This window comes from Nonomuraea soli (genome assembly GCF_013761175.1).
Lineage (GTDB): Bacteria > Actinomycetota > Actinomycetes > Streptosporangiales > Streptosporangiaceae > Nonomuraea > Nonomuraea soli.
This window is the reverse complement of the sequence record NZ_JACDUR010000006.1, coordinates 650,419-676,215: the sequence shown is the minus strand read 5'-3', so window position 1 is coordinate 676,215 and position 25,797 is coordinate 650,419. Positions and strand designations below refer to the sequence as shown.

The 25,797-nt window shown below is 70.4% G+C and carries 17 protein-coding genes; 7 read left to right on the top strand and 10 right to left on the bottom strand.

Annotated elements, in window-relative coordinates:
- Window positions 1-129: 129 nt before the first annotated feature.
- Together HNR30_RS31205 and HNR30_RS31200 are read right to left on the bottom strand one after the other, a co-directional pair.
- A complete protein-coding gene (locus HNR30_RS31205; RefSeq protein WP_181613622.1) occupies window positions 130-1,350 on the bottom strand; it encodes an NAD(P)-dependent malic enzyme in 1,221 nt (406 codons plus the stop codon).
- A gap of 121 nt (window positions 1,351-1,471) precedes the next feature.
- Complete coding sequence (locus tag HNR30_RS31200) at window positions 1,472-1,741, bottom strand: hypothetical protein (protein ID WP_181613621.1); 270 nt, start codon at window positions 1,739-1,741, stop codon at window positions 1,472-1,474.
- Window positions 1,742-1,877: 136 nt separating this feature from the next.
- Between HNR30_RS31200 and HNR30_RS31195 the strand changes: the two genes are divergently transcribed.
- Window positions 1,878-8,003, top strand: coding sequence for an nSTAND1 domain-containing NTPase (locus HNR30_RS31195; protein ID WP_181613620.1), 6,126 nt, complete (start codon window positions 1,878-1,880; stop codon window positions 8,001-8,003).
- Window positions 8,000-10,033, top strand: a complete 2,034-nt coding sequence (locus HNR30_RS50370; protein WP_181613619.1) for an MBL fold metallo-hydrolase — start codon at window positions 8,000-8,002, stop codon at window positions 10,031-10,033. The genes HNR30_RS31195 and HNR30_RS50370 overlap by 4 nt, the downstream gene beginning before the upstream one ends.
- A gap of 1,127 nt (window positions 10,034-11,160) precedes the next feature.
- Here the strand turns inward: HNR30_RS50370 and HNR30_RS31185 are convergent.
- Window positions 11,161-12,831 carry an acyl-CoA dehydrogenase family protein gene (locus HNR30_RS31185; RefSeq protein ID WP_181613618.1) on the bottom strand — a complete coding sequence of 557 codons (1,671 nt, stop codon included), beginning with the start codon at window positions 12,829-12,831 and terminating at the stop codon, window positions 11,161-11,163.
- A gap of 30 nt (window positions 12,832-12,861) precedes the next feature.
- On the opposite strand from HNR30_RS31185, the gene HNR30_RS31180 reads away from it, so the two are divergent.
- Window positions 12,862-13,614 (top strand): PaaX family transcriptional regulator C-terminal domain-containing protein, encoded by a 753-nt coding sequence (locus HNR30_RS31180; RefSeq protein WP_181613617.1) that lies wholly within the window; start codon window positions 12,862-12,864, stop codon window positions 13,612-13,614.
- Here the strand turns inward: HNR30_RS31180 and HNR30_RS31175 are convergent.
- The 3 genes from HNR30_RS31175 to HNR30_RS31165 are packed head-to-tail and all read right to left on the bottom strand — an operon-like array spanning window position 13,604 to window position 16,836.
- A complete protein-coding gene (locus HNR30_RS31175) occupies window positions 13,604-14,650 on the bottom strand; it encodes a hypothetical protein (RefSeq protein WP_181613616.1) in 1,047 nt (348 codons plus the stop codon). The two genes, HNR30_RS31180 and HNR30_RS31175, sit on opposite strands and share 11 nt — an antisense overlap.
- Before the next feature lie 54 nt (window positions 14,651-14,704).
- Window positions 14,705-16,093 (bottom strand): glutamate-cysteine ligase family protein, encoded by a 1,389-nt coding sequence (locus tag HNR30_RS31170; RefSeq protein WP_181613615.1) that lies wholly within the window; start codon window positions 16,091-16,093, stop codon window positions 14,705-14,707.
- Window positions 16,094-16,128: 35 nt separating this feature from the next.
- A complete protein-coding gene (locus HNR30_RS31165) occupies window positions 16,129-16,836 on the bottom strand; it encodes an SDR family oxidoreductase (RefSeq protein WP_181613614.1) in 708 nt (235 codons plus the stop codon).
- A 102-nt stretch (window positions 16,837-16,938) separates the two neighbouring features.
- Here HNR30_RS31165 and HNR30_RS31160 point away from each other — a divergent pair, with 102 nt between their 5' ends.
- Both HNR30_RS31160 and HNR30_RS31155 read left to right on the top strand, forming a co-directional pair.
- Complete coding sequence (locus HNR30_RS31160; protein WP_181613613.1) at window positions 16,939-17,787, top strand: helix-turn-helix transcriptional regulator; 849 nt, start codon at window positions 16,939-16,941, stop codon at window positions 17,785-17,787.
- Window positions 17,768-18,787, top strand: a complete 1,020-nt coding sequence (locus HNR30_RS31155; RefSeq protein ID WP_181613612.1) for a zinc-dependent alcohol dehydrogenase family protein — start codon at window positions 17,768-17,770, stop codon at window positions 18,785-18,787. The genes HNR30_RS31160 and HNR30_RS31155 overlap by 20 nt, the downstream gene beginning before the upstream one ends.
- A 24-nt stretch (window positions 18,788-18,811) precedes the next feature.
- On the opposite strand, the gene HNR30_RS31150 is transcribed toward HNR30_RS31155, so the two are convergent.
- Window positions 18,812-19,297 (bottom strand): carboxymuconolactone decarboxylase family protein, encoded by a 486-nt coding sequence (locus tag HNR30_RS31150; RefSeq protein WP_181613611.1) that lies wholly within the window; start codon window positions 19,295-19,297, stop codon window positions 18,812-18,814.
- Window positions 19,298-19,316: 19 nt separating this feature from the next.
- On the opposite strand from HNR30_RS31150, the gene HNR30_RS31145 reads away from it, so the two are divergent.
- Window positions 19,317-20,078: an SDR family NAD(P)-dependent oxidoreductase gene (locus tag HNR30_RS31145; protein WP_181613610.1), complete on the top strand. Its 762-nt coding sequence runs from the start codon at window positions 19,317-19,319 to the stop codon at window positions 20,076-20,078.
- On the opposite strand, the gene HNR30_RS31140 is transcribed toward HNR30_RS31145, so the two are convergent.
- The gene (locus tag HNR30_RS31140; protein WP_181613609.1) at window positions 20,075-21,145 is read right to left on the bottom strand and encodes a class I SAM-dependent methyltransferase; all 1,071 of its coding nucleotides are present in this window, start codon (window positions 21,143-21,145) and stop codon (window positions 20,075-20,077) included. The two genes, HNR30_RS31145 and HNR30_RS31140, sit on opposite strands and share 4 nt — an antisense overlap.
- Window positions 21,146-21,413: 268 nt before the next feature.
- Between HNR30_RS31140 and HNR30_RS31135 the strand changes: the two genes are divergently transcribed.
- Window positions 21,414-22,019, top strand: coding sequence for a response regulator transcription factor (locus HNR30_RS31135; protein ID WP_312894764.1), 606 nt, complete (start codon window positions 21,414-21,416; stop codon window positions 22,017-22,019).
- Here HNR30_RS31135 and HNR30_RS31130 read toward each other — a convergent pair.
- Together HNR30_RS31130 and HNR30_RS31125 are read right to left on the bottom strand one after the other, a co-directional pair.
- Window positions 21,960-23,972 carry a prolyl oligopeptidase family serine peptidase gene (locus HNR30_RS31130; protein WP_181613607.1) on the bottom strand — a complete coding sequence of 671 codons (2,013 nt, stop codon included), beginning with the start codon at window positions 23,970-23,972 and terminating at the stop codon, window positions 21,960-21,962. The genes HNR30_RS31135 and HNR30_RS31130 overlap by 60 nt on opposite strands.
- A complete protein-coding gene (locus tag HNR30_RS31125; RefSeq protein ID WP_312894762.1) occupies window positions 23,969-25,663 on the bottom strand; it encodes an ATP-binding cassette domain-containing protein in 1,695 nt (564 codons plus the stop codon). The genes HNR30_RS31130 and HNR30_RS31125 overlap by 4 nt, the downstream gene beginning before the upstream one ends.
- Between the last annotated feature and the right edge of the window lie 134 nt (window positions 25,664-25,797).

Genomic DNA, 25,797 nt, shown 5'->3' with positions numbered 1-25,797 from the left:
TGCGCATCCCGTTTTTCGCCTCCTGACGCCCCGGCAACAAGATCACCATCCTGAACGACACCACCACGGGCGGCTCGACCGTGGACCTCTACCCGACCGTCCAGAGCCCTGCCTCGGCCCTGCGGGCGGTCATGGGCGCGGCTCCTCCGTGCAGGGGAAGCGGGCCACCCCGTCGATCCGGGCCTGGTCGGCGACGGCGGCGGAGACGGCGGGAACGACACGCGGGTCGAACGGCCCCGGGATGATGTAGTCCGCCGACAGGTCCTGCCCGACCACGGCGGCCAGCGCGTCGGCGGCGGCGATCTTCATCCCCTCGGTGATGGCCGACGCCCGCGCGGCGAGCGCGCCGCGGAACAGCCCGGGGAAGGCCAGCACGTTGTTGATCTGGTTGGGGAAGTCGCTGCGCCCGGTGGCGACGACGAGAGCGTGGCACCGCGCGACATCAGGGTGGATCTCCGGCGTCGGGTTGGACAGCGCGAACACGATGGCGTCCCCGGCCATCGAGGCGATCGCCTCCTCCGAGACGGTCGCGCCGGACAGGCCGATGAACACGTCGGCGCCGGCCAGGGTGTTCTCGATGGGCCCGGTGTGGCCTCGGCGGTTGGTGACCTCGGCCAGCTGAGCCTTGTAGGGGTTGAGGTCGGTCCGTCCGGTGTGGACGATCCCCTTGCTGTCGCACACGGTCACGTCGACGGCGCCCGCGTTGATCAGCATGCGGCTGACGGCGATCCCCGACGCTCCCGCGCCGGCGACCACCACGCGCAGCTCGCCCAGCGGCCTGCCCTTGAGCCTGGCCGCGTTGCGCAGGGCCGCGAGCACGACGATGGCGGTGCCGTGCTGGTCGTCGTGGAAGACCGGGATGTCGAGCAGGCCGCGCAGCCGCTCCTCGATCTCGAAGCAGCGGGGGGCGCTGATGTCCTCCAGGTTGATGCCGCCGAAGGACGGCGCGAGCCGTACGACCGTTTCGACGATCTCCTCGACACCGGTGCAGTCCAGGCAGATCGGCACGGAGTCGACGCCGCCGAACTCCTTGAACAGCAGCGACTTGCCCTCCATGACGGGCATGGCGGCCGACGGGCCGATGTCGCCCAGGCCCAGGACGGCGGTGCCGTCGGTGACCACGGCCACCACGTTCGGCACCCAGGTGTAGTCGTGGACGAGCTCGGGCCGCTCGGCGATCGCGGTGCAGACCCTGGCCACGCCGGGGGTGTAGGCCAGGGACAGGTCGGCGGTGTCGCGGACGGGGACGGACGCGCGGGTCTCGAGCTTGCCACCGCGATGGAGGCGGAAGGCGGGGTCGTCGTCGAGCGTCACCAGTGGGCCGGCATCGACGTGCAGGTCTGCGGACATGGAGTCTCCTGGGGGATGGTCTGGCGGGGCCGCATTCAGAGAAATCGCACCCGACACCGCTTGCGGAGATATCAGCTCATGCCATCGTAAAAAGCCGAAACCCGCACCAGACAACCCCTAGTCACCCCGCGAACGCGCCCCCCACCAGCTCGTCGAAGTGGTCGAGCGCCTCCGCGGCCCGGTCGATCCCGCGCAGCGGCCCCCGCTCCACCAGGTGCTCCTCCGCGTACAACCGCGCCACCAGCGCCTTGCGCGTGCCGTACCCGGCCCGCTCCTCCCACCTGGCCTGCTCCAGCAGCAGCGCCGCCGCGTACACGTCGGCCATGAACTGGGCCAGCGGGAACAGCCGCGCCTCGGCGGTCACGGACCCGGCCAGACACTGACGTCTCACCGGTTGCGGTACCGAGGTGAAACAAATCCGGCTCCACACACGATCAACTATCCCAGGCTCCTTGCGCCGCTCGTTGATCACGGAAAGGGCACAAGTTGTGACACACAGCCATTCCGCGTCCTCTGTGTTCGGGGCAATGACTCATCTCCAGGCCCATCATGAAGCGGAGCTCCTGGTCGCCGAGGCCGCCAGTCGGGTGTGCGCTGACGATTTGATGGTGCTTCGTGCGTGTCACCCCGAGTTCAGACAGGTGATTCTTCGCCATGCTGGCCCCGATCTGCGCCGGTTCAGCCGGGCAACCGCGCAAGCGCTGGCCGGGGTGCTCCGTGGTAGCGACCGCAGGCGGCGGACGTCCCTTGTCGACGCGCTGACGCAGACAGTCGCCTTTGCCTTCGCCAACCACGACGGCCTCACCAAAGAAGACTGCATCGCCCTGCTCGACGCCCACACAGCACCTGTGGTGCTGGCCCGGGCCCCGCACATCGCCGAGGCCCTCCGGGCCTGCCGCACGACACCCACATCCCTGATCATGCTGGTCCTCGCCAATGTCTATCGAAAGGACATGCCACTGGCTGGCCTGGCCCTCGCGCTGATGGCCGGAACCACCGGCCCGATGGGGACGGCAGTGGCCCCGGCCTGGGGACACCTGCGACGAACCCACCCAGAGCTTCCCCAGATGCCCTTGTCCATCGGAGAACTACGCGATATGCAACCCCTGATCCCGCCAGCCGCCGGTTCGGAGCCGGAAGCGGTGGTGCCCCCTCGCCCCCCTCGGGCAGCGCCGCTCAGGATGGAGCTTGACACACTGCAGCGAACCTTCCAGGCCGCCGCCGAGGCCGCCGACAGCGCCCGTCGGGCACTGTCGGGTGGACGCCGCCCCCAGGTCGCCGACCTCGACCTGATGCGCCGGTGCGGCGACTCATTCGACCTGCTACGGGAGAAAGTGGAGAATGAGCACGACACGGCGCTGGCCGACGACACGCTCGACGCCCTCGACCAGGTGATCACTGAGCTGGAAGTCTCCGCTTCCAGGGATGCCTTCCAACGGGCGCTGGTGAGCCTTCAGGGCCCTGCACCCCTGGAGCCCGTGCTTCGTGAGGTCCGCGAATACGCCGCGGCGGACTCGCCGATCATCGGTGTGCTGGCGGAGTTGATCCGTCTGTCGGCTGATCCCTCCTCCGGCCAGGGAAGCGGCGCGCTGATTCAGCGTTTCTGCTCCGAAGCGCCGACCTCATGGCTTCCCCTGTTGCCCAATCTGCATTACCTCCGTGTACCGGAGGCGCTTCCGGCCTCTGCTTCTGATGGCTCCTCCGCCGATGCAGTTTCCGGCGACGATTCCGGCTCTGACGGATACGAGCCCGCTCCGCCGGACGATCCCCCAACTCCGCCTCCCGGCCTTGAGGAGATCGCCGCGGAATCGGATGACGGCCTCGGAGCTCTGGACGCGCTGATCACCACATCGATCAGCGCCGAACAGGCCCTGCCAGCAAAGACCCTACACCCTGGCCCTCACGGCGACACGGCCTCCGAGTCGACGTCCGTCCCGGCCCTCGAAGCCACACCCAGCCCGGAACCTGCCACAGCACCCGATGCCCCTCCAGGCCCGGCACAAGCCGAGGAAGATATTGCCTCACACGACCCGGCGCCCACCGCACCCCCTGCTTCAAGCAACTTGACCCCTCCCGCGACACCCGAGGTTTCGTCCAGCCTGGCGCCCGCCTCGACAGCCGACCGAAGCGCCGAGCCGGGCGAGGCCGGATCTCTCGAGGAAGACGCCGTCGAAGCTGAAGCAGCAGCCCTTCGGGCCGGCCGATTCGGGCTGGCCGCCTGGGTCCGAGCGTCAACCGGACGGCCGCAGGCGGAAGTCGACGCTCGACGGTGCGCCGCCATCGCCGGGGAGCTGGCCAGATTCTCCGGAGGCCTGTCGGCTGCCTTCGCCGAATCCGCGTCGGGCCTGTCCATGAAGGCCTTGGCCCACGACCCGGCCGGGCAGTTGCTGGCGTGGGCGGCCTCGCTGCGCAGCGGACTGATCCACCCCACCCCCGAAGCCGCGGAACTGCTGGAGAGCCTTTCCCCCGCGCTGTCCTCCTCCCCCGGACTTCTGGCGCTGCGCGATGGCTTCCTGCGGGTCGCCCAGGCCGGCGCCTACCTCACGCCTGGTATGTCCGGTTGGATGTCCGACGCCTCCCACGCGGAGACCAGGCGCCAGGAGGCCTCAGCCTCCGCCGCCAAGATCTTGGAGGAAGGACCAACCCACAAGATCAAGTTCGCGCTAGCCACGGACGTGTGGAAGTTCCTGCTGTCCAGCGAGACGTCCAGCCTGCACCGGCTGCTCTGCATCGCGGCGCAGGACGATGCGGAGCAAGCCAAGGAGGCCACGCAGAGCTTGGCCCGGCTGCGTTCCGGCGGAGGCATCGCGCGGCTAGTGGACGAGACAACCGGCCTCCGGGCTTCCAGTAGGTACGGCAGCCGTATCAACTACGGGGCCCGGACTAAGCTCGTCGACAAGATCGACAAGGCGCTGGGGCACGTGGCTGACTGGGTGACCGCCATCAGTGAGGTGGAGGCCGCACGGACCGACGACGCGGGTGTGGCCTGGGTCGTCCGGCAGCTGACCGAACTGCGAGAGACGGTATCGGACAACAGGGACCGTGCCCTTGAGGAGCTCAAAGCCCTGGCCACCACCGGGGATCCCGTTCTGGCCGCTGCCGTTCAGTCGGCAGGCAAGCTGGTCGAGAACGCCCTCGCCATGCTGGACGGCCGCCGGCCGGTCCGTTCCGAACCGGCTGTCATGCACCTTCTCAACGGTGACCTGCTGCTGGCGCCGGCCGTACTATTCCGGGCGGACTCCCTGGAACCAGCGAGTCCGCCCGCTCCGGAAGCTGTGCTTGCACTCTGCTCTCCGGGTAACCGTGACTGGCGGACGGCCTTCGAGGTGCGAGCGCGCAGGGGTGACCATGAGGGCACCCGTGTGCTGCTCACTGTGCTCGCCCAAGAGGACTCCCACCTGGCCGCAGAGCTCCAGCGCAGAAGGGAGATCTTGGTTGAGGAGGCCCGCGTTCTCCGCTCCGCACGAGTAGAGGGAGTACGTGACCGCCTGGCCGAGTGGCGACGGGACGGAGTGATCGGCGAGAAGGAGGCTGCCCGATTCTCCGCCCGGCTGCGTGGCCTGAACAGCGACGACCGTGACGACTTCGGAACCGTCTCCGCCGAGCTCGACCTCGTCGAAAGCCAAGCCGACGAAGTCCGGGACCGCGAGATCGCCGCCGAGCTCGCCGCCCTAGATCGGCACAGCGCCGGCAACGCCGATGTGGCCAACGCCGCCCCCAGAATCCGCGCTATGATCGAGAGCGGCGATCTCACCACCGCACGCGAGTTCATCGCCCAGGCAAGGGCCGGCAGGTCGCTCCCGGAGACCACCCTCGTTGTGGACCGGCTGGCGCAATTCTTCCCTGCCTTTCCCCAGGTCTTCGACGAGCTGTCGGTCCGCCGCGGCAGGCACCACGACGCCACTGAAGCGCGCGAGGGAATCCAGCGCCTGAGGCACGCGCTGCAGAGCGGTGGCGAGCTCAGCGACCTCGACCTCACCGCCGCTCTGACCCGCACCGGACTCTCCCTGCGGGAGGTCGTGGGAAACCGTCGCGGCGTGGCCGAGAATGGGCTGCGTACCTGGTACGCCCTCTCCCAGAGTCCCAAGGGCGCCAGCAACTTCACCTCAGCCATCACGGCGGTCCTGCGCATGATCGGCCTGGAAGGAGAGCAAATCCCCCAGCCGCCGGAGCAGAACCGGCAATGGATCACGCTGAGCCCTGTTAAAAGGATCGGCGACCCTCTTCTTCCCGCCTTCGGTTCCCGGATGAGTACGGCGGGAGACCGGCTCAGGCTGCTCCTGGTGTGGAAGCCCTCGGGTCCCCAGCAGGTGACCGAGCTACTCAAGGACCAGCCCGAGGACCAGACCATCCTGGTCTTCTACTTCGGTGTACTGGGTGTCGCCGAGCGCCGCGAACTTGTCGCCCTCACCCGGCGGAGGCCCACCCCGGCGGTGGCCTTTCTCGACCACGCCGCGATCGCGTACCTCGCCTGCCTGCCCCACGCCGACTGGGCGACCACCGTCAGCCTGCTGGCTCCGTTCACCTCCTCCAACCCCTACGCGCCGACCGGCGAGGTGCCCGAGGAGATGTTCTACGGCCGCCAGGACCAACTGCGGGAGGTGACGGCGCGAACCGGCTCGTCTTTCGTGTTCGGGGGGCGCCAGCTTGGCAAGTCTGCCCTACTCCGCAAGGCCGAGAGGAAGCTCCGGGAAACCGACGCCAACCGCCGGGTCATCTCCGACATCATCCAGAACATCGGCCGGGTGGCGCCCGTCTCCGCTGTCTGGCCGATGCTGGCGGGCAAACTCGCGGATGCCGAGGTGCTACCTCGGGCGGCCTCCTCTCTCTCGGAGCCCAAGGAGATCTGCCACAGGGTCCGCGAATGGATCGAGCAGGACCCGGCCCGACAGCTCCTCATCCTCCTCGACGAAGCGGACGAGTTCCTCAACAAGGACGCCCGTGACGCCTCCTTCGCCAACGTGATCGCCCTGCGGAACCTGCGCGCCGAGACCGATGGCAGGGTCAAGGTGGTCTTCGCGGGCCTGCACCAGACCGCCCGGTTCGAGAGTTTGCCCAATCAGCCGCTGGCCCATCTCGGTACTCCGATCGCGGTGGGCCCCCTCGACCCTCAGGACGCCTACAATCTGCTGGTCAGGCCGATGACGGCGCTCGGTTTCCGATTCCCACCACGGCTGGCGGCCCGTGTCATCGCCGAAGCCAACAACGCCCCCGCACTCATCCAGCTCTTCGCCGACGCCCTGCTGACGCGGCTCCGGCGCCACTCTCCACCGCAGGCTCTTCCGTATGACATCACCCGCGAGGACGTGGACGCCGTATGGCGGGACCAGAAGCTGGCACGGGGTTTCCGTGACCGCTTCGAGTGGACTCTAAATCTTGACAAAAGGTACAAAGTGATCGCCTACACCGTAGCGTTTCACACCCTGTCCGCGGATACCGACGTCAGTCTGACCGCCGGAGAACTGCGCAGCGAGTGCCAGAGCTGGTGGCCTCGGGGGTTCGGCGACGCTACCAGCGACGGTTTCCGCGGCCTGCTCGAGGAGTGCGTGAACTTGGGAGTGCTGTCGGCCGAGGGCGAGCGCTACCGGTTGCGCACCCCGCACATCCTGACGCTGCTCGGCGGCGCCGAGGAGGTGGAGTCGGTTCTCCTGCAGGCCGAGAACTTCGACCTGCCGGACTCCTTCGACGCGCAGTCCTATCGGGACGCCTACCGGACCAATGGTGACCGTTCGCCGCTGACCAGCGGGCAGGTCAACAGGCTGCTCAGCCCCCAGAACGTCCTTCACCTGATCGCCGGCTCTCCGGCGCTGCAGATCGACAGAGTTGAGGCCGCCCTGGAAGAGGCCTCCACCAGGCATCGGCAGGCACGCACCCTGCGGGTAGGCGCCAACTTGACGTTCGACGGCGCCGTCCAGCGCGCGGCCCAGCACACCGACCACACCGTCGTGATAGTGGACCTCACGGGCGAACCACACAAGAAGGTGATCGCCATGATCCGTCAGGCGGCTCGAGCGATCTCGATGCCCAGTCTGGGCACGCTGTCCATGGCTCTGGTCACGCCCCCCGAGCATGCTTCGGAATGGCTGACCGCCAGCCGTGCCGCTCACCCCGGCGTGTCCGCCCCCGGGCAGCTGGTCGAGCTTCAACGCTTCAACCGGCCCGGCATCAAACAGTGGATGCATGAGGCCGGGCTCGGATTCCAAGACGAGTCCAGTCAGGACACCTTGCTGCGGATCACTGGTGGCTGGCCTTCACTGATCAGCCGGGTAACCAACGAGCTCGCCCGGCCAAACTCCGACCGCGAGCAGGCGTTGGAACGGTGCCGGGCGTACCTGGAGCGACATCCGGCGGAGTTCGTGCGCTCCACCGGGGTACTCTCCGGCCAGGCCATCGCCGCCGCCTGGGCCACCTTGGTCGAGTGGTCCGAGGTCACCACCCCCGACACCTTGGCGGAAGTGCTCGCCATGACCGGGGCGGACGACGCGACGCACCCGCTCTACCCGGCAAACCTTCAGCAGGAGGGATTCATCGCCGCCTCTGATCTGGTGGAGGTGCTCAGAATTCTGGGAGCCCTGGTGGTGCTGCGCGACGGCATGATGCAGCCAGAGCAGGTCCTGCTGAGCGCGACCCGCAGGATGGGGACGACAGCGTGAACGCTGAACCTCTGGCCTCCATCTTGCGTGAGGCGGCCGTCGTCTTCCTGTCCCGGCCAGGCCTAGCCGGCACGAACGCCGACCCCGACGAGTTCGCCGAGCAAAACCGCAAGGTCATCTCGCACGCGCTGGCCACCGTGCCGGCCTTGCGCAGCCGGGTCTCCGCGTCTTTGTGCACCTCTCGCAGGCCTGCCGACGAGCAGGCGTTGGCCACCGTCGTCCTGTCACCACAGGATGACATGGCCGTCGCGGGCCTGCGCCTGGCGGAGATCCTGACCAGGGAACAGGCGGCTCGGCAGTCTCAGCGCAAACGATTTGCGGAGAAGGCCAAGGACTATCAGGCGCGCCTGGAGACAGCGCGAGGCCGTGAGCGTAACGCCGTCGCCGAACTCGCCCAAATCTCCTCCGCGCTGGCCGAGGTGGAGAAGCGCTCGGAGGAGCTCGACACCCAGGTAGCGGCGCTGCAGCGGCGTCTGGCCGATCCTCGGAGCCTCGCCTCCGCCTTGCTTGGGATTCTCCACCGGGAGTCCTCGCGCGAGGAGACATCGGAGGATCGCGACCCGCGCAACACCGTCGCAGACAAGGTCGCGCCCCTGAGAGGGGAGCAGGCAGCGGCTGCGGCTGGTATCACGCCGGAGGCCCTGTACACCGCGCTCCAGAACCTGATCGCGCCCCGGCTCCCCTCCCGACCTCGAGCAGTCGCCCAGGTTCGAGAACGTCACCTGCGCGTACGTCCGCTGGGCGGGGCGCGGGAGATCGGCGGGTCCTGCATGCTAGTGGAGGCGGGCGGCACCCGAATTCTCATCGACGCCGGGCTTCGGCCCGGTGAGAACGCCGGACCTCCACGGCGCATCGGCATCGCGCTGGAAGGCCACCTTGATGCCGTTGTGGTCACGCATGCCCACACCGACCACTCGGGATTCGTGCCTGCCCTGGCGGAGAAGCTCCCTGGCCTGCGCGTGATCGCCACGCCGGAGACCTGCGCGCTGATGCCGAGGATGTGGGCCGACTCCGCCCGGCTGATGAGCCGTCGTGAGGAGCTTCACCGGCAGTGGGGCTCCGAAGGCGAGGCGCTCTACGGCAGTGACGCGGTCCAGATCGCGACGGAACGATGTGAAGACCTACCTGTTGGCATCTCCCGGACGATCGGTGACTTGAGTGTCGAACTGTTCCCGGCCGGGCATATCCTCGGCGCGGCCGGGGTGGTGCTCGGAGCCGGTGACCAGCGAGTGGTGATCACCGGCGACATCTCCGGTTTCCGCCAGGAGACTGTCGACGGCTACAGCATCCCGGAGTCGGCGCGCGAGCCCGACCTGCTGATGCTGGAGTCGACGTGCTGCTTCGAGGAGCACACGTCGCGGGAGACCCGCGTCAGCGACCTCCTCCGCGCGGTCGAGGATGTGCACGCCGGGGGCGGCAGAATTCTCATTCCGGCCTTCGCGTTGGGCCGGGCCCAAGAGCTCGCCCTGCTGATGAGCAAACACCTTCCGCACGTTCCGGTCCTGGTGGACGGGATGGCCGCCGACATCTCGGCCGCCTTCGAACGCATCACACGAGACCGCGCGAACCCCTTGCGGATTCTCGACGGTCGGGTCCGGCGTGCCCAGCGGCCGGCCGACCTCTCCGTCTTCACCCAGGGCGTTGTGATCACCACCTCGGGGATGCTGACCGGGGGGCCTGCGATCGCCTGGGCGCAGGAGATCCTTCCCGACCCCCGGAGTGCCCTGTTCCTGTCGGGATACCAGGACGAGGAATCAGCCGGGGCACGCCTACTCCAGCTCTCCGAAACTCAGGCGCCCACGGTGACAATCAACGACCGGGGGTTGAAGAAGGACCTCCCGCTTCGGGCACGCGTTCAGATGATGCGCTTGTCCGCACACGCGGACAAGCGAGGACTACTGGAGATCGTGGACGAGGTACGCGCACGTGAGGTCATGTTGGTCCACGGACTCGCGCACCGGCAGCGGGAGTTCGCGAAGATCCTCGACGTCCGGGGACACGTCTGTGCGGACACCAGCGACTGGCACTAGTTCGCGTCCTGGCTTGCGGGGGGTTCTGGCGCCTGCGCGCCACCATCCGAGCCGTGCACCTTGCCACGTGTCGACCTCGTCGGCCTTCCAGGAGGCTCCATCCACAGAGGACGAAACGAACCTTCCCCGAGACCGCTTCGGCGCTCCGCCGCTTCGCCAACCGCTCGTGCGGCATCCGTAGAGCGAGGTCCTAACGGCCGCGCTGAATGCCGTCCACGTCGAGCGTGCGAACCGAGGACGTCACCGCCGCCCGCACTGGGCGACGTCGAGGCCGTCACGAAGGCACATCAAGATCACCCGCCTGCGTACAGGGTCGGCCAACGAACAGAGGGTGGTCCTAGGCACCAGGTTGACCCACACCTGCCAAGGTCCTCCAGGCAAGGCGCCGTTCTCCCGAGCGATCACCATTCCCTCACCGCACTCACTTTTCCATGCCGGGCCAGAAGGGTCCGCCAGGCCAGCTCAGCAGGCCGATCGGATTGCCGACCGTGGACAACAGGCCAGCTCTTTGGGGCCAGCGTCCCGCGATTCAGGTGAGCCGTTCGAAGGACATCCGGAGACGCCCTGCGAATGGTTCGTGTCCGCGAACTCGAGATGCCACCGTGTCACACCCCGGCCATACGCCCACACCACGCCGACTTAAGCCGCGGCGTCCAGCGGGCGGCGTTCTTCTCCAAGGCCTGCTCGCCATAGGAGATCGAAGTCCGGGCACAGGTCGTTTCGGAGCGCGATGGCGATCAGCATCTCCTTGTTTGTCTCGAACATGCCAGAGCAGGTGCCTGCCACCCTCGCGCGGGATCATGCCTTCCCCCAGACCCTCCCTGGCCTTGTCACCCTGTTCCTCAACCAATCGGTCAGAGCCTGCCCTGTAGGGGTGGTCCGCGCTGTCGGCGTCGGTGTGTTTGAACGGGATCAGGATCGGCGCGGCGAGTCTGGCGAGCCGAGCGATTCCGTCCGAATCTCGCGCTTGTCCGTCATTCGCACCTGCCCGACGAGGTCCGGAAGCGGCCACGGGCTACAAGATCGGGGCACAACTCAACTGTTCGTAGCTCTCAGTAGCGTGTGGAGAAACGACGTAGAGTCCGGCCCTGCCCCAGCGGAACCGGGCCGGATTTGATGATCTAACATCAGCCGATGAATGCACCCGAGAGAAGGTCGTCGAAGCGCTCAAGCTCCCCCGTCGGCCAGTCGAGACGGCGCAGAGGACCATGATCAACCAAGTGCTCCTCCGCGTACAACCGCGCCACCAGCGCCTTGCGCGTGCCGTACCCGGCCCGCTCCTCCCACCTGGCCTGCTCCAGCAGCAGCGCCGCCGCGTACACGTCGGCCATGAACTGAGCCAGCGGGAACAGCCGCGCCTCGGCGGTCACGGGGTCGAGGCCGGACCAGACGGTGATCGCCTTGCGCAGGTCCTCGACGCGCTCCCGGACGATGCCGTCGGGCGCCGCCCGCTCGATGCGCTCCAGGAACGGCTCGTGGGCGTTCTCCTTCAGCATCGCCCGCCGTACATCCAGGCAGAGGATGTTGTCGCCGCCCTCCCAGATCGGGTTGACCTGGGCGTCGCGCAGGATGCGCGCCACCGGCCACTGCTCGATGTAGCCGTTGCCGCCGTGCACCTCGATGGCGTCGCTGGCCGCGGTGACGCCGAGGCGGGCGGCGCGCAGCTTGATGATCGCGGGGGCGAGGCGCAGGCGGGGCCCGCACAGGCCGTCGAAGACGAGCGCCTGGGCGGCCTCGACCTCGACGATGAGCTCGGCGAGCTTGCGCCGCATGAGCGGCTGGTCGATCAGCCGCCTGCCGAACGCCTCGCGGGTGGAGGCGTAGCACAGCGACTCCACGAGAGCCCGGCGTGCGGCGCCGGCGCCCATCATGGCCACCCCGAGGCGGGAGGCGTTGGTGAGCTGCATCATCGTGCCCAGGCCCGATCCCGAGCCCTCGCCGGCGAGCAGGAACGCCTCGGCGCCGGTGAACTCGACCTCGGCGGAGGCGACCGAGCGGGTGCCGAGCTTGTCCTTCAGGCGGCGGATGCGTACGGCGTTGCGGGTGCCGTCGCGGCGGTCCCAGAGCACGAGGAAGGGCTTGATGTCGCCGGAGGGCAGCCGGGCGAGCACGACGAAGGCGGAGCCGTTGGCGTTGGAGGCGAACCACTTGAAGCCCGTCAGCGACCAGGCGTCCCCGTCGGCGACGGCGGAGGCCTCCAGGGCGGCCAGGTCGGAGCCGCCGGTGCGCTCGGTGAACATCTGGGCCGCTTCGCCGGAGTAGTAGCCGTTGGCGAAGATCTCCCTGACCCGGTCGCGGACGTCGGCGGGCGCGTGTTTCTCGGCGAGCGAGACGACCATGTCGCCGCCGGTGCCCAGGGCGCAGCCCATGCCGATGTCGGCCTGGTCGAGCAGGTAGGTCCAGGCGGCGCCCATCGCGCGCGGGTCGGCGCCGTGCGCGGAGGCTTCGGCGGCGAAGGCGGGCGAGGTGAAGTTGTCGGCCATGAGGGCCGAGCGCGCGGTCTCGAAGGAGGGCGGCATGACGACCTGTGAGATGTCGCGCCCCCACTTGTCGTACTTGTCGAGGCGCGGCGGGTTGCGGTCGGTCTCCTCCGCGCATTCGGCGATGAGGCCGCCGATGAGCGCCCCGAGCCGGTCGAGGTGCCCGGCGGCCCACTCGTAGCCGTCGCCCAGGTAGCGGCGCATGAGCAGTTGCAGGGAGGGGTCGCACTGCCACCAGTTGCGCCCGGTGGCGCCCTGGTAGTGCTCGGTGGCGTAGCGATCGCTGTGGTCGAAAGGTTCGACGAGATACCGTCCCATGAAGCGAGTGTTACATATACTCGACACGCGATGGAAGAGCGTAATACTTCACTGAGCGCCCGGTCGGCCGTGCTGAGCGCGCTGCTGGGCTGCCATCCGCCGCGGCTGCCCGCGCGGCAACTGGTCAGGCTGGGCGAGCTGTTCGGCATCGCCGAGGGCACCGTGCGCGTGGCGTTGTCGCGCATGGTCGCGGCGGGGGACCTGGTGCAGGCCGACGGCCATTACACGCTGTCGGAGCGGCTCCTCGATCGGCAGGCCAGGCAGGACGAGAGCCGCGAGCCGCACGTCAAGCCGTGGGACGGTTCGTGGGAGATCGCGATCGTCACCGCCGAGCGCCGCGCGCCAGCCGACCGGGCGGCGCTGCGCGACACGATGAACCGGCTGCGCATGGGGGAGCTGCGCGAGGGCGCCTGGATGCGCCCGGCGAACCTCCGGCGCGAGATCCCGGCGGTGGTCAGGGCGCAGTGCACCCTGCTGGCGGGCAGGCCCGACGGCGACCCGACCGCGCTGCTGTGGGATCTGGGCGGGTGGGCCGACCAGGCGCGTGCCCTGGAGCAGGCCCTGGCCCGGGCGGCCAGGCCGCTCGCCGATCATCCCGTACGGCCGGGCGCCCTGGCCGAGGGTTTCGTGCTGTCGGCCGGGGTACTGCGGCACCTCCTGGCCGACCCGCTGCTGCCGCAGGACCTCCTGCCTTCCGGCTGGCCCGGCGACGAGCTGCGCACCCGCTACGACGCGTTCGACCGGGCCTACCGCGAAGTCCTGCTCAGGCACCTCACAGGCTGACCCCGAAGATCGCCCGCCGGTTGCGGAACTCGGTGACGCTCCACAACCGCCCGTCCTGGACGGTCAGGTCCTCCGGCCCGATCACCCAGGGGCGCGCCTTCGACGGGCTGCCCGCCTTGCCGACCACCAGCCTGCCGTTCTTCTGGTGGCGCATCGCCTGGCTGAGGTACCAGGTGTCGTTGTGCGACACCGCGCCCTGCACCATCTCCACGCCCATGGTGTACGCGTCGAGCGGCACCCCCGAGGCGAGCTGCCCCGACGGGGCGAGCTGCCAGCGGGCGACCCTGCCGGTCGTCTCGCCCTCCTTGTACTCCCCCGAGGCCAGCGTGCCGTTCCCGCGGTCGACGCCGACGAAGGAGAAGACCGCCGCCCGCTTGGTCACCAGCTTCCAGGAGTCGGTCTGCGGGATGACGTACCGGTAGCCGAAGGCGTGGAACCTGCCCAGGTGGCGCCCGACGCGCGCGGCGTCGCCCAGGTCGTTCTGCGCCGTGCGGAGGTCGAGCAGGTTGTTGAGGTCGAAGACGCGCAGCCCGCGCGTGGTGTCGGCGACGTAGAGCAGGTCGCCGACCCACCCGCAGCCGCCCGCGTGGATGTCGATCGGCCCGTAGGAGCCGTCGGGCAGCGCCTCGACGAGCAGGCAGTGCTGGTAGCGCAGGGTGCGCGGGTTGAGGAAGGTGACGCGCACGCCCCGCTCGCCGACCGTCACCGGGGGCTTGTAGTACCAGGTCACGGCGAAACAGGGCACGCCCACGCTGCCCGAGTCGTCGCTGCCGGTCAGGCCCTGCGGGTACCAGTCGGGCGTGTCCTCGTCCTTGGGGTCGAAGGCGTACCAGTCGACGGGCTTGGGGGTCATGGTGCCGATGAAGCCCGGCGCCCCCTTGCGGACCGCCGCCCGGTTGCCGCGGGCCAGGACCGCCTCGACCGCCGTCGCCCCGATCTCCCCGGCCAGCTTGGCCGCACCTTCGGCGAGCGTCCCCGTCGCCCGCCCTAAGGTGAACGGCGCCTTGTCGGTCGCCGTGATGCCCGTCGCCGTCATCGGTCCTCCCATGGTGTCGTTGGTTGGACGGGCGAGGGGCACGATAAGTTGCGCCTAGCGCCACATGTGAACCGGGACCCCCGACAGCACCAGCTCCCGATATTTTCGGACCAGCTGTCCGGCGTCGCCCTCGAAGTCGCGCTGCCACGAGGCCCCGGTCCTGCCCAGCCGTACTCTCTGCTCGATGACGCCCAGCGCGCTGTCCACGTCCGACGGGACCACCCCGGCTTCGAGCAGCGCCGCCCTGGCCTCCGGCAGCAGCCGCAGGATCAGGTCGGAGGCCAGCGTCTCGCCGGGCATGTCGGGCCACGACAGCTTGGCCGACAGGCCGTGCATCGCCGCCCGGTAGAAGTTCTGGTAGGCCTCGGCGAACTTGTAGGCGGTCAGGTCGCGCTTGGACCAGGCCAGCGTCAGCCCGAGCAGGAAGGCCGCGTTGGCCGCCATGTCGGCGCAGGTCGGCCCGGCGGGCAGGGCGCGCATCTCGACGCGCAGGTGGCCGCCGTCGGCCGGGTCGTACACCGGGCGGTTCCACTGCCAGATCGTGCCCATGTGCAGCCGCAGCTCGGCCAGGTCCTCGGGAGAGGCGTCGGGCGTCTGCTGCGGCATCACCGGCTCGTAGTCGCGCACCGCCCGCTCGAACAGCTCCAGCGGCGAGTGCACCCAGTCGGAGCCGAAGGTGACCCGGCCGTCGCGGCGGTAGGCGCGCGAGACGTCGCGGTCGTCGGCCGCCTCCTCCATGAGCGCGATGCGGGTCTCCTCCCACAGCTGCCTGCCCAGGAACAGCGGCGAGTTGCCCGCGCACGCCAGCACCGGGCCGATGGCCAGCTGCGCGGCGTTGAAGGTGGCCGCGAAGTCTTCGGGGTCGACCCGCAGGTGCAGCTGCCAGGAAGTGTTGGCGGCCTCCAGGATGATGTCCTCGACGACCAGCTCCAGGTCGTCGATGCGCACGATGAACGGCTCCAGCCGAACCCTGCGCATGCCGCGCGCCAGCGCCCGGTAGCGGCTCTCACCGGTGATGGCGTGGGGGGTGAAGTCGCCGGTGCCCAGCGTCGGCAGGATGCCGATCGGGACGGCGCCGCCGCCGAACCCGGCCGCGGTGCCGTCCACCAGGGTGATCATCTCCTGCAGTTCGTCGCCGAGCGCGCGAAAGGGCCTGCCAGCCAGGGGGACGGGGGTCAGGTTCGCCTCCACGTTGAAGCGGCCGAGCTCCAGCGTCAGCCGCTTGTCCGCGGCCGCTTCGAGCAGCTCGGCGTTGCGCGGCAGCGGGTCGCCCTGCTGATCGATCAGGAAGAACTCCAGCTCGGCGCCGACCGTGGCCGCGCCCTTGCCGAAGCCCGGCCGTTCCAGCATCTCGCGCAGCACCGTCAGCTGGTGTTCCAACCGTTCCGCGAAGGTCGCATAGTCCTGCTCGGAGAATCGCTCTTTATCCAGTTGCTCGCCCATGCCTCCTCTCTGACCTCACAGGAGGCTTCAACACCTCACCAGGGCAAAGCTCCATCGTCCGACTGGTATGAACCTGTTGGCCCGTCCGCGTCGAGGGTGGCCAGCCGTACGGCTGTAGCGGCCCCCTGCTCGGCGCTGCGCGGCCCCGAGTGGTGGTTCAGGTCGGTGGCGCAGTAGCCGGGGTCGGCGGCGTTGACCTTGACGGCGGTGCCGGCCAGTTCCTTGGCGTACGACACGGTGACCATGTTGAGCGCGGCCTTGGAGGAGTTGTAGGCCATGAAGTTGCTCAGGTAGGTGGGCGACTCGGTGTCCAGGGCGAGGGTCATGGAGCCCAGGCCGCTGGAGAGGTTGACGATGCGCGCCGCCTCGGCCTTGAGCAGCAGGGGCAGCATGGCGTTGGTCACGGTGATCACGCCGAACACGTTGGTCTCGTAGGTCTGCCGCACGGTCTCCGCCGGGGTCGCGCTCGGCCGGAAGTCGTCCTGCCAGGTGAGGATCCCGGCGTTGTTGACGAGGATGTCGAGCGCGCCGTGCTCCTCCTCGATCCACTTGGCCGCCGCCTGCACGCTCGCCGGGTCGGTGACGTCGATCCTGACGTACGGCTGGCCGAGGCGCTCGGCCGCCTCCCTGCCGCGCTCGGCGTCACGCGCGCCCACGATGGCGGTGACGCCCTGCTCGGCCAGCAGCCGCGCGATCTCGAATCCGATGCCCTTGTTGGCGCCTGTGATGAGTGCTGTCGTCATGGGGCCAACGGTGCTCGCGCGCGCCGAAGGCCGGGAGAGACCTGCCGAGACTGGGACCGGCGGTACCACCCTCATCCGGCCGAAAAGGCGGAAGATGGAGGCATGAAACGGGACGAGCTCGCCGCATTCCTCCGCAGCAGGCGCGAACGCCTCACCCCCCAGGAGGCCGGCCTTCCTGGAGGCGAACGCCGCCGCACGCCCGGCCTGCGCCGCCAGGAGGTCGCCCAGCTGGCGGGCATCTCGATCGACTACTACATCCGCCTGGAGCAGGCCCGCGGGCCGCACCCCTCGCGCCAGGTGCTGAACGCGCTGTCCAGGGCGCTGATGTTGTCGCAGGACGAGCGTGCCCACCTGTTCCTGCTGGGAGGCCATCCCGTCGGGCCCAGCAGGCGCAGCAACGAGGTGCCCGCGAGCATGCTGCACCTGCTGTCGTTCCTGGAGGAGGTGCCCGCCTACGTGCTGGACGCCGCCTACAACATCGTCGCCTTCAACCCGCTGGGCAGCGCCCTGCTGGGCGACCTGGAGATGTCGCCGGGCAACGACCTGAACGTCATCCGCTGGTGCTTCCTGTACGCCCACACCGACCATTTCGAGAACGAGGACCAGCTGGCCTTCGCCCGCGCCTCCGTCGCCGACCTGCGGGCCGCGCACGGGCGCTATCCCGACGACCCGGAGATCAACGCGCTGGTCACCGAGATGATCGCGCTGAGCCCGGCGTTCGCCCGGCTGTGGGCGGAACACGAGGTCGAGCTGCGCCGCAACCAGAACAAGCGGCTCGTCCACCCGAAGGTGGGACAGATCGATGTGATCTGCCAGATGATGCCGGTGCCCGACCGCGACGACCTGCGCCTGGTGCTCTACACCGCCGAACCGGGATCACCCTCCCACCTCGCCTTGCGCCGGCTGAGGGAGCTGACTCTAAGCTCTCAGGATGCGCGCAGTGATCTATGACCGGTTCGGCGGCGACCTGGAGGTGCGCCAGGTGCCCGACCCCTCCCCGGCCCCGCACGGAGCGGTGATCCGGGTCAGGGCGACGGGCCTGTGCCGCAGCGACTGGCACGGCTGGCACGGCCACGACTCCGACATCACCTCCCTTCCCCACGTGCCCGGCCACGAGCTGGCAGGAGTGGTGGAGGAGGTCGGCTCCGAGGTGCGCGCGTGGCGGCCGGGTGCGCGGGTGACGGTCCCGTTCATCTGCGCCTGCGGTTCCTGCGCGTCGTGCGCCATGGGCGAGCAGCAGGTCTGCGAGCGCCAGACCCAGCCGGGCTTCCACCACTGGGGTTCCTTCGCCGACCTGGTCGCGATCGACCACGCCGACCTCAACCTGGTCGCCCTGCCCGACGAGATCTCGTACGGCACGGCGGCCTCGGTGGGCTGCCGCTTCGCGACGGCCTTCCGGGCGGTGACGCAGGTCGGCCGGGTCCGTCCCGGCGAGTGGGTGGCGGTGTACGGCTGTGGCGGGGTGGGCCTGTCGGCGGTGATGATCGCGGCGGCGGCCGGAGCGCGGGTGGTGGCGGTCGACGTCAACGCCGAGGCGCTGCGCCTGGCCGGGGAGGCCGGGGCGGTCCACCTGGTCGACGCGGGTGACGCGCCCGCGCGGGTGATGGAGCTGACCGGGGGCGGCGCCCACCTGTCGCTCGACGCCCTGGGCAGCGCGGCCACCGCCTCCGCCTCCATCGAGAGCCTGCGCAGGCGCGGCCGCCACGTGCAGGTCGGGGTGCTGACGGGCGGTCCGACGGCGTTGCCGATGGGGCGGGTGCTCAGCTGGGAGCTGGAGATCCTCGGCAGCCACGGCATGGCCGCTCACGCCTATCCGGCGATGCTGGAGCTCATCCTGGCGGGCACGCTGCGGCCGGACCGGCTCATCACGCGCACGATCGGGCTGGAGGAGGCGGGCAAGGCGCTGGCCGAGCTGGGCTCGGTGCCCGGGGTGACGATGATCGTCCCCTGAGCCGCGTGGGTCACCACCGGGCTATCACTCCAGCTGCACGCGGAAGGTGGTCAGCACGCGCGAGAGCATGTCGTAGTGGGCGACGAGCATGACCAGCTCGATGCGGCCGGTCTCGTCGTAGCGCTCGCACAGCTCGGACCAGGTCTCGTCGGTCAGGTCGCCGTCGGCGTGCAGTTCGTCGGCGGCGCGCAGGATCAGCAGGTCCCCGGGGGTGAGCCCGGCGCCGTCGTGCCGTACCGAGGAGATCTCCTCCTCGCTCAGCCCGGCCTCCCGCGCGAGCCGCACATGATGGGCCCACTCGTAGGCGCAGTCCCGGTTGCGGGCGGTGCGCAGGATGGCCAGCTCGCGGTCGCGGGCGGGCAGCGTGCCGTACAGCAGCGCCCCGCCGAAGCCGAGCCAGGCCTCGAAGAGCTTGGGGTGCCTGGCCAGCGTGGTGAAGACGTTGAGCGGGTTCTTGGCGGCGAATCCGGTGCGTTCTGCCGGAGGGAGGGGCTCCACACGGGGTTGCATGGTCGCTATCGTCGCGCACATGAGCGGTCGCTTGGTAGACAGACGCATCCTGGTCGTCGGCGCGGGCACCCGGCCGAGCGACGAGCCCGATCCCCCGGTCGGCAACGGCAGGGCGATCGCGGTGGCGGCGGCGCGCGAGGGCGCCCACGTGATCTGCGCCGACGTCGACGAGGCGGCGGCCGGGCAGAGCGCCGAGCTGGCCCGCAAGGAGGGCGGCACGGCCGAGGTGATCACGGCCGACCTGGCCGACGCCGGGCAGTGCGAGGCGCTGCCGGGCCGGGCGGGGGCGATCGACGGGATCGTGCTCAACGCGGGGATCGGCGCCGGTTTCGCGCTGGCCGGGACGAGCGCCGAGGAGTGGGACCGCGTCTTCGCGGTCAACCTCCGCGCGCACTTCCTGATCTGCAAGGCGGCGCTGCCGCTGCTGGGCGAGGGCGGCTCGATCGTCTTCATCGGCTCGGTGGCGGGCCTGCGCCCGGGGAGCCTGATCCCGGCCTACGACGCCTCGAAGGCCGGGCTCGTCGGGCTGACCAGGCACGTGGCGCTGGAGGGCGCGGGGCTGGGCGTGCGCTCGAACCTGATCGCGCCAGGCCTGATCGACACGCCGCTCGGCCGCGAGGCCTCCCGCCACTGGAAGCACCGGGGCAGGGTGCGCGTCCCGATGGGCCGTCAAGGCACCGCCTGGGAGGTGGCGAGCGCGGCGGTCTTCCTGCTGTCGCGGGAGGCTTCCTACATCACCGGCCAGGTGCTGGCCGTCGATGGCGGCCTCACCCTGGTCTAGAGCTTGTGGATCTTGAGTTTGTCGCCCCACCTGGCGACGGCCTCGTCGTCGGCGAAGGCGATGGCGCGCATCATGTTGCCGCCGTCGCTGCGGCGCACGTTGCGCTCCAGGCGTTCCTTCAGCTGCGGCGACAGGCGCGTGGTGCCCGCCTCGACGGTGTCGCCGTAGTGCGGGGCGTAGGCGACGCCCGCGAACCCCGTCCGGCGCAGCAGGGCCGGCAGGGTCCGGCTGGAGTAGAACATCAGGTGGTTCTTGGTGAAGCCGCTCCACGTGGAGCCGTAGGCCTTCAGCAACAGTGACCTGGCGTTGACGGTGAGGATCATCAGCACGCCGCCGGGGGCGAGCAGCCGGCGGAAGGTCGCGAAGTCCTCCAGCGGCCTGGGCAGATGCGCCAGGACCGACCACAGGGTGACGACGTCGAAGCCGCCCGCGGCGATCTCCGGCACGTCGCCGGGGGCGCCGAAGTAGGCCTTGGCCTTCTGCAGGCGCTCGTTGGCCTGCTGGACGGAGTCGGGCGACAGGTCGACCCCGACCGCGTCGAAGCCGCGCTGCTCGGCCAGTTGCAGGAACAGGCCGGCGCCGCAGCCGAAGTCCAGCAGGCGGCGGCCGGTGCCGTCGTCGAAGACCGGGGTGAAGCTCTCCATGACCAGGCGGTAGCGGCGCTGGCGGTTCTCGGCGTAATCGCCGGTGAGGAACTTGCTGTAGCTGTTGGCGTACAGGTCGCCCAGGCGTTCCGGGCGCACGTTCGGATTGCGGTAGAGGAATCCGCAGGAGGGGCAGCGCACGACGTGGTAACGCCAGCCCTTGCCGCCGGTGGGCTCGAACAGCGGCTGCTGGCGCGATTCTCCGCACATCATGCAGCTCAGGAACTCCTCGATCTCGCCGAGGGGAATACGTTTTCTGTAGTCGTCCAGGGAGATCACCGGCGCTCTGCGCAGCAGTAGCCGCCACTGGAACTCGCGGACCTGGCGTTCACCCGGCCGTACGTAGACACGCTGGCCCCACGGGACCTTGTCGTAGCGCGTGCCGTAGAGCAGGCGATAAACGGTCCGACGCGGAGAGATCATGCGCAGCACCTCACAGGGGAAGGAGGGGCCCCCGATATGCCCGGTATCGCGGAGACTATGCCATATCCCGTCGCGAGACGACCCCTGACTCCCTCTTTCCGGTCACCCGAATTTCGGTTCCGCATGGATTTGTCGACTCCACAACTCCACTCCCTATTGCCCAATTCGCCATTTATAGACGTATTGACGGTAATCACTGGCTTTTCAATACTTGACAGGCTAGTCAGGAGTTAGCCCCATCAGTACTCGGCGAAACCAGAGGACCCCAGTGATCCGCACGTTGCTCGCAGAGGACATGGAACTCGTCCGTGGCGCCATCGTCGCCCTCCTGTCGTTCGAGGACGACATCGAGGTGGTCGCCGAGGTGGACAGGGGCGACCGCGTCCTGGCGGCGGCCCGCGCCAGCAAGCCCGACGTCGCCGTGCTGGACCTGTCCATGCCCGGCAGGGACGGTCTCGAGGCCGCCAGGGAGCTCCACGAGGAGCTGCCGGGCTGCGGCGTGCTGATCCTCACCGGCATCGGCACGCCAGGCATGCTCAAGCGCGCCCTCGACGCCAACGTGGGCGGGTTCATGGCCAAGGACGCCCCGCCCGGCCAGCTGGCCGACTCCATCCGCAAGGTCGCCGGCGGCGGCCGGGTGGTCGACTCCACCCTGGCCATCGCCGCCATGACGACGCCTCAGGCGCCGCTGTCCGCGCGCGAGCTGGACGTGCTCGCCGCCTCGGCCAAGGGCTCGTCCGTCGGCGAGATCGCCAGGCAGCTCTTCCTGGCCCACGGCACCGTCCGCAACCACCTCAGCCGCACGCGCATGAAACTAGGCGCCCGCAGCAGCGTCGACGCCGTCCGCATCGCCCGCGAGGCGGGATGGATCTGACAACCCGGTGTGGTGCGCCAGGAAGGCGAGCGCGTCCGCGGCCAGCTCGACCGACCGGCTGACGGCGCGCGCGCCGTGCCCCACGTCCGGCTCGTGGCGCAGCAGCACCTCACGGGCGCCCGACCACTGGAGGGCGGCGCACATCTTCCTGGCGTGCAGGGGGTCGACGCGGGTGTCGCCGCCGGAGACGGTGAACAACACCGGAGGGTACGGCACGCCCCGCTCCACCCGGTGGTAGGGCGAGTAGCCCATCAGCCAGGCCAGCTCCTCGGGGATCTCCGCCGAGCCGTACTCCCGGCGCCAGGCCGCACCCAGGCCCGAACGCTCGTAGCGTGCCATGTCGAGGATCGGCGCGGCGCACACGGCGGCGGCGAACAGCTCGGGACGCTGGGTGAGCATGGCGCCCACCAGCAGGCCGCCGTTCGACTCCCCCCACAACGCCAGCCGGTCGGGGGTGGTCCAGCCGTCGGCGACGAGCTTCCCGGCCGCCGCGGCGAAGTCGTCGAAGCTGTTCTGCTTGCACTCCCGCATGCCCTGGCGGTGCCACTCCTCCCCCTCGTCGCCGCCGCCCCTGATGCCGGCCACGGCCAGCACGCCGCCCGCCTCCACCCAGGCCAGGGAGTCGGCCGCGTAACCGGGCAGCAGGGTCAGGCCGAAGCCTCCGTACCCGGCCAGCAGGGTCGGGCGCGGCCCGCCGCCGGAAGGGCCTGCCACGACGATCATCCGGACCTGGGTGCCGTCGGCCGAGACGCAGGTGAGCTGGCGGCTCTCCACCCCGGAGGGACGCGTCCCGCCCGCAGGCGCGGCCCACAGATCGGCGCGGCCGGTGCGCGCGTCGTAGCGCCACACCGCCGGCGGGGAGACCGCGTCGGTGTAGGTGAACCAGGCCTCGTGCCCGCCCTCGGGGCGCACGGTCAAAGGTCCGACCGCGCCACGGCCGGGCAGGGCGACCTGGCCGAGCGGCCCGCCCGTGGCCAGGTCGTGCACGCCGATCTCCGCCACCGCGTGCCGTACCCGCGAGACCAGCAGCCGCCCGCCGGACAGGATGGTGAAGCCGCGCAGCACCGAGTCCGGCTCCTCGGCGACGAGCTCGCGCCACCGCTCCGGGGCCTCCAGGTCGGCGACGCACAGGCGGCCCCTGGGCGCCTCGTGGTCGGTCGCCACGTACAGCAGCCCGTCGAGGCCGACCACCGCCGCGCTCCTGGCCAGGCCCGCCTTCTGGACGAGCCGCTGCTCGCCGGTCGCCATGTTGATCAGCCACAGCTCGTTCGGCGCGGCGGGTCCGGGTGCGGCCGAGACGGTGAGCCAGTCGCCCGCCGGGCTGACACCCAGACCGTAGGTGGCTTCCGCCGCGACGCCGAACAGCGGCGTGTCCCTGCCGTCGCCGACCGTGTGCAGATAGACGCCCTCGCGGAAGCGCACGTAGCAGAAGGCCCGCCGTCCCGGCAGCCACGCCACCGGGGAATACCGGCAGCCGCCGATCGGGCCCTCCACGGCTTCCCCCGTGGCCGCGTCCATGACGTGCAGCTCGGAGCGCTCGTCGCCGCGGCGCGACAGCTGGTAGGCGACCAGCGCGCCATCGTGGTCGGGCTGCCACTCGTCGAGCGTGGTCACCCCGGACGGGTCCAGCCGCATCGGGTCCAGGAGCACCCGGTCGTCGCGCAGGAGGACGGGATGTTCCTCGTACGGCATGCGCCGCGTGGTGAAGCAGTGCCCGCCGCGCCACAGCGGAGGGCTCACCGTGCCGACCCTGCCCAGCTCGCCCAGGCGCTCACGGAACCGCTCGCGCCAGGGCAGCGCCTCGGCCCGCGCCCTCCAGAGCTCCTCCTGGGCGGCCAGCCACGCCCGCGTCCGCGGGCTGTCGTGCTCCTCCAGCCAGCGGTAGGGGTCGTGGACGAGGTGGCCGTGAAGGTCGTCCACGATCGGCAGGCGCTCGGCGTCCGGATAGGTCATGAGGATGGCTCCCAGTGTGCGACGAGTTCCGCGTAGCCGGCGGCCGAGCGGACGAGCTCCTCGTGACGCCCGATCCAGGCGCCTCCGTCGAGGAGCAGGACCCGGTCGGCGCGCCTGGCCGAGCTGATGCGGTGGGCGATGACGACGAGCGTGCCGCCGCGCTGGGCGAAGGCCGCCTCCACGCGGGCCTCCGCGGCCTGGTCGAGGTGGCAGCAGGCTTCGTCCAGGATCACCAGGCGGGCGGGTGACAGGTAGGCCCTGGCCAGGGCGACCAGCTGGCGCTCCCCTGCGGACATGGCCCTCGGGTCCAGGTCGGCGTGCGGGAGGCCGGGGGCGCCCAGCTCGGCCAGGGCATGCCGGATCTCCTGCGGGGTGGCGTCGGGGGCGAGGTAGGTGAGGTTGTCCTCCAGGGAGGCGCTGAAGACGTAGGCCTCCTGGGGGATGAGCACGCGGTGCCGGGGGTGCACCTGGCCGGCCGGTGTGCCGCCCAGCTCGACCGTGCCCTCGCCCGGGGTGAGCAGGCCGGCGATGAGGGCGGCGAGGGTGGACTTGCCGGTTCCGCTCGGCCCGACCACGGCCAGGTGCTCGCCTTCCGGCAGGTCCAGGGTGAGGTCGCGGATCACGGGCTCGGCATGCGGGCCGTACGCGAAGGTGACCCCTCGCAGGGCGAGCTCGACCCCCTCGGGTGCGCGGCCCGACAGCGGCAGGGGGGACGGCGGGGCGGGGTGGGACGACGCGGGGTGGGACGACGCGGGAGGCGGCGATGAGGGAAGCGGCGGCGGGGAGTGGGTGATGCGGCCGAGGGCGGCGTGCAGGCGGACGCCGCTCACGCCGACGCCCTCCATCAGGCCGCCGAGCGCCGGGGCGAGCGACTGGGTCAGGTAGGCCAGCGCCCCCACCACCACGCCCGCCTCCACGTCACGCGCGACCGCCAGCACCAGCACCACGGGCAGCCAGGCGCCCACGGCGAGCGCCGCCGTCCTGGCGGCCAGCACCCTGGCTACCCCCTGCGCCGCCTCCGCCTGAGCCCCGATCCGCCGATCCGCCTCCGCCTCCATCGCGCTCTCTGCCCCGCAGGCGGTGATGTCGCGCAGGCCGTGGCAGAGAGAGGTGATCGTCTCGGCGCTCGCCTCGTCGGCCAGCAAGTACCGCGCCTGCCTCCGCGCCAGAGCAGGCAGCGACAGGGCGAACACCGCGACGCCGGTCGCGAACGGCAGCAGCACGGCAGGAGCCAGCGACGGCGCCAGCGTCACCAGCCCGGCGCCCGCGCTCACCAGCGTGAACGCGAACCCCCTGAGGACCGTGACCAGCGCGGCGAAGGCGTCTCTGGCCAGCTCGACCTGCAACGTGGCGCGGGCGAGGGCGGCGCTGTCGGGCGGCGGGCCGTGGAAGGCCCTGGTCGCCTCGCCGAGCACGCCGTCGACCACGCGGTGCAGCAGGTCGTCGCGGAACGGCTCGGCGATGTCGGCCACGGCCAGGATCACCTGGCGTGCCGCCAGCGCCGCGGCGAGCCAGGCGGCGCCGAGCACCGCCAGCCAGCCCAGGCCGGTCATGGGCTTGCCGGCCAGGAACCCCTGGTCGATCGCTCCGGCCACGGCATGGCCGATGAGGAACGCGGGCGCCGTCTCGACGACCGACCACGCGGCGACGCGGCCCAGGGCCGAGGGCCGCCGCCTGAGCGCCGCCCGCACCAGCCCCCACCGCCCACCGCCCCCTGCGCCGCCCTCCCGGCCCAGGGACCCGTCCCGGGAAGCTCCGCCCTGGGAAGCCTCGCCCCGGAGAGCCCCGGCCGAGGCAGCCCCGGCCGACGAAGCCCCAACCGAGG

Excerpts from the sequence above, each read along its gene's own strand:
- HNR30_RS31145 (WP_181613610.1), top strand. The coding sequence starts at position 19,317 with ATGAGCGGTCGCTTGGTAGACAGACGCATCCTGGTCGTCGGCGCGGGC.
- HNR30_RS31175 (WP_181613616.1), bottom strand. The coding sequence starts at position 14,650 with ATGACGGCGACGGGCATCACGGCGACCGACAAGGCGCCGTTCACCTTA.
- HNR30_RS31155 (WP_181613612.1), top strand. The coding sequence starts at position 17,768 with ATGCGCGCAGTGATCTATGACCGGTTCGGCGGCGACCTGGAGGTGCGC.
- HNR30_RS31140 (WP_181613609.1), bottom strand. The coding sequence starts at position 21,145 with ATGATCTCTCCGCGTCGGACCGTTTATCGCCTGCTCTACGGCACGCGC.
- HNR30_RS31205 (WP_181613622.1), bottom strand. The coding sequence starts at position 1,350 with ATGTCCGCAGACCTGCACGTCGATGCCGGCCCACTGGTGACGCTCGAC.
- HNR30_RS31165 (WP_181613614.1), bottom strand. The coding sequence starts at position 16,836 with ATGACGACAGCACTCATCACAGGCGCCAACAAGGGCATCGGATTCGAG.
- HNR30_RS31160 (WP_181613613.1), top strand. The coding sequence starts at position 16,939 with ATGAAACGGGACGAGCTCGCCGCATTCCTCCGCAGCAGGCGCGAACGC.
- HNR30_RS31180 (WP_181613617.1), top strand. The coding sequence starts at position 12,862 with ATGGAAGAGCGTAATACTTCACTGAGCGCCCGGTCGGCCGTGCTGAGC.
- HNR30_RS31185 (WP_181613618.1), bottom strand. The coding sequence starts at position 12,831 with ATGGGACGGTATCTCGTCGAACCTTTCGACCACAGCGATCGCTACGCC.
- HNR30_RS31130 (WP_181613607.1), bottom strand. The coding sequence starts at position 23,972 with ATGACCTATCCGGACGCCGAGCGCCTGCCGATCGTGGACGACCTTCAC.
- HNR30_RS31195 (WP_181613620.1), top strand. The coding sequence starts at position 1,878 with ATGACTCATCTCCAGGCCCATCATGAAGCGGAGCTCCTGGTCGCCGAG.
- HNR30_RS31170 (WP_181613615.1), bottom strand. The coding sequence starts at position 16,093 with ATGGGCGAGCAACTGGATAAAGAGCGATTCTCCGAGCAGGACTATGCG.
- HNR30_RS31150 (WP_181613611.1), bottom strand. The coding sequence starts at position 19,297 with ATGCAACCCCGTGTGGAGCCCCTCCCTCCGGCAGAACGCACCGGATTC.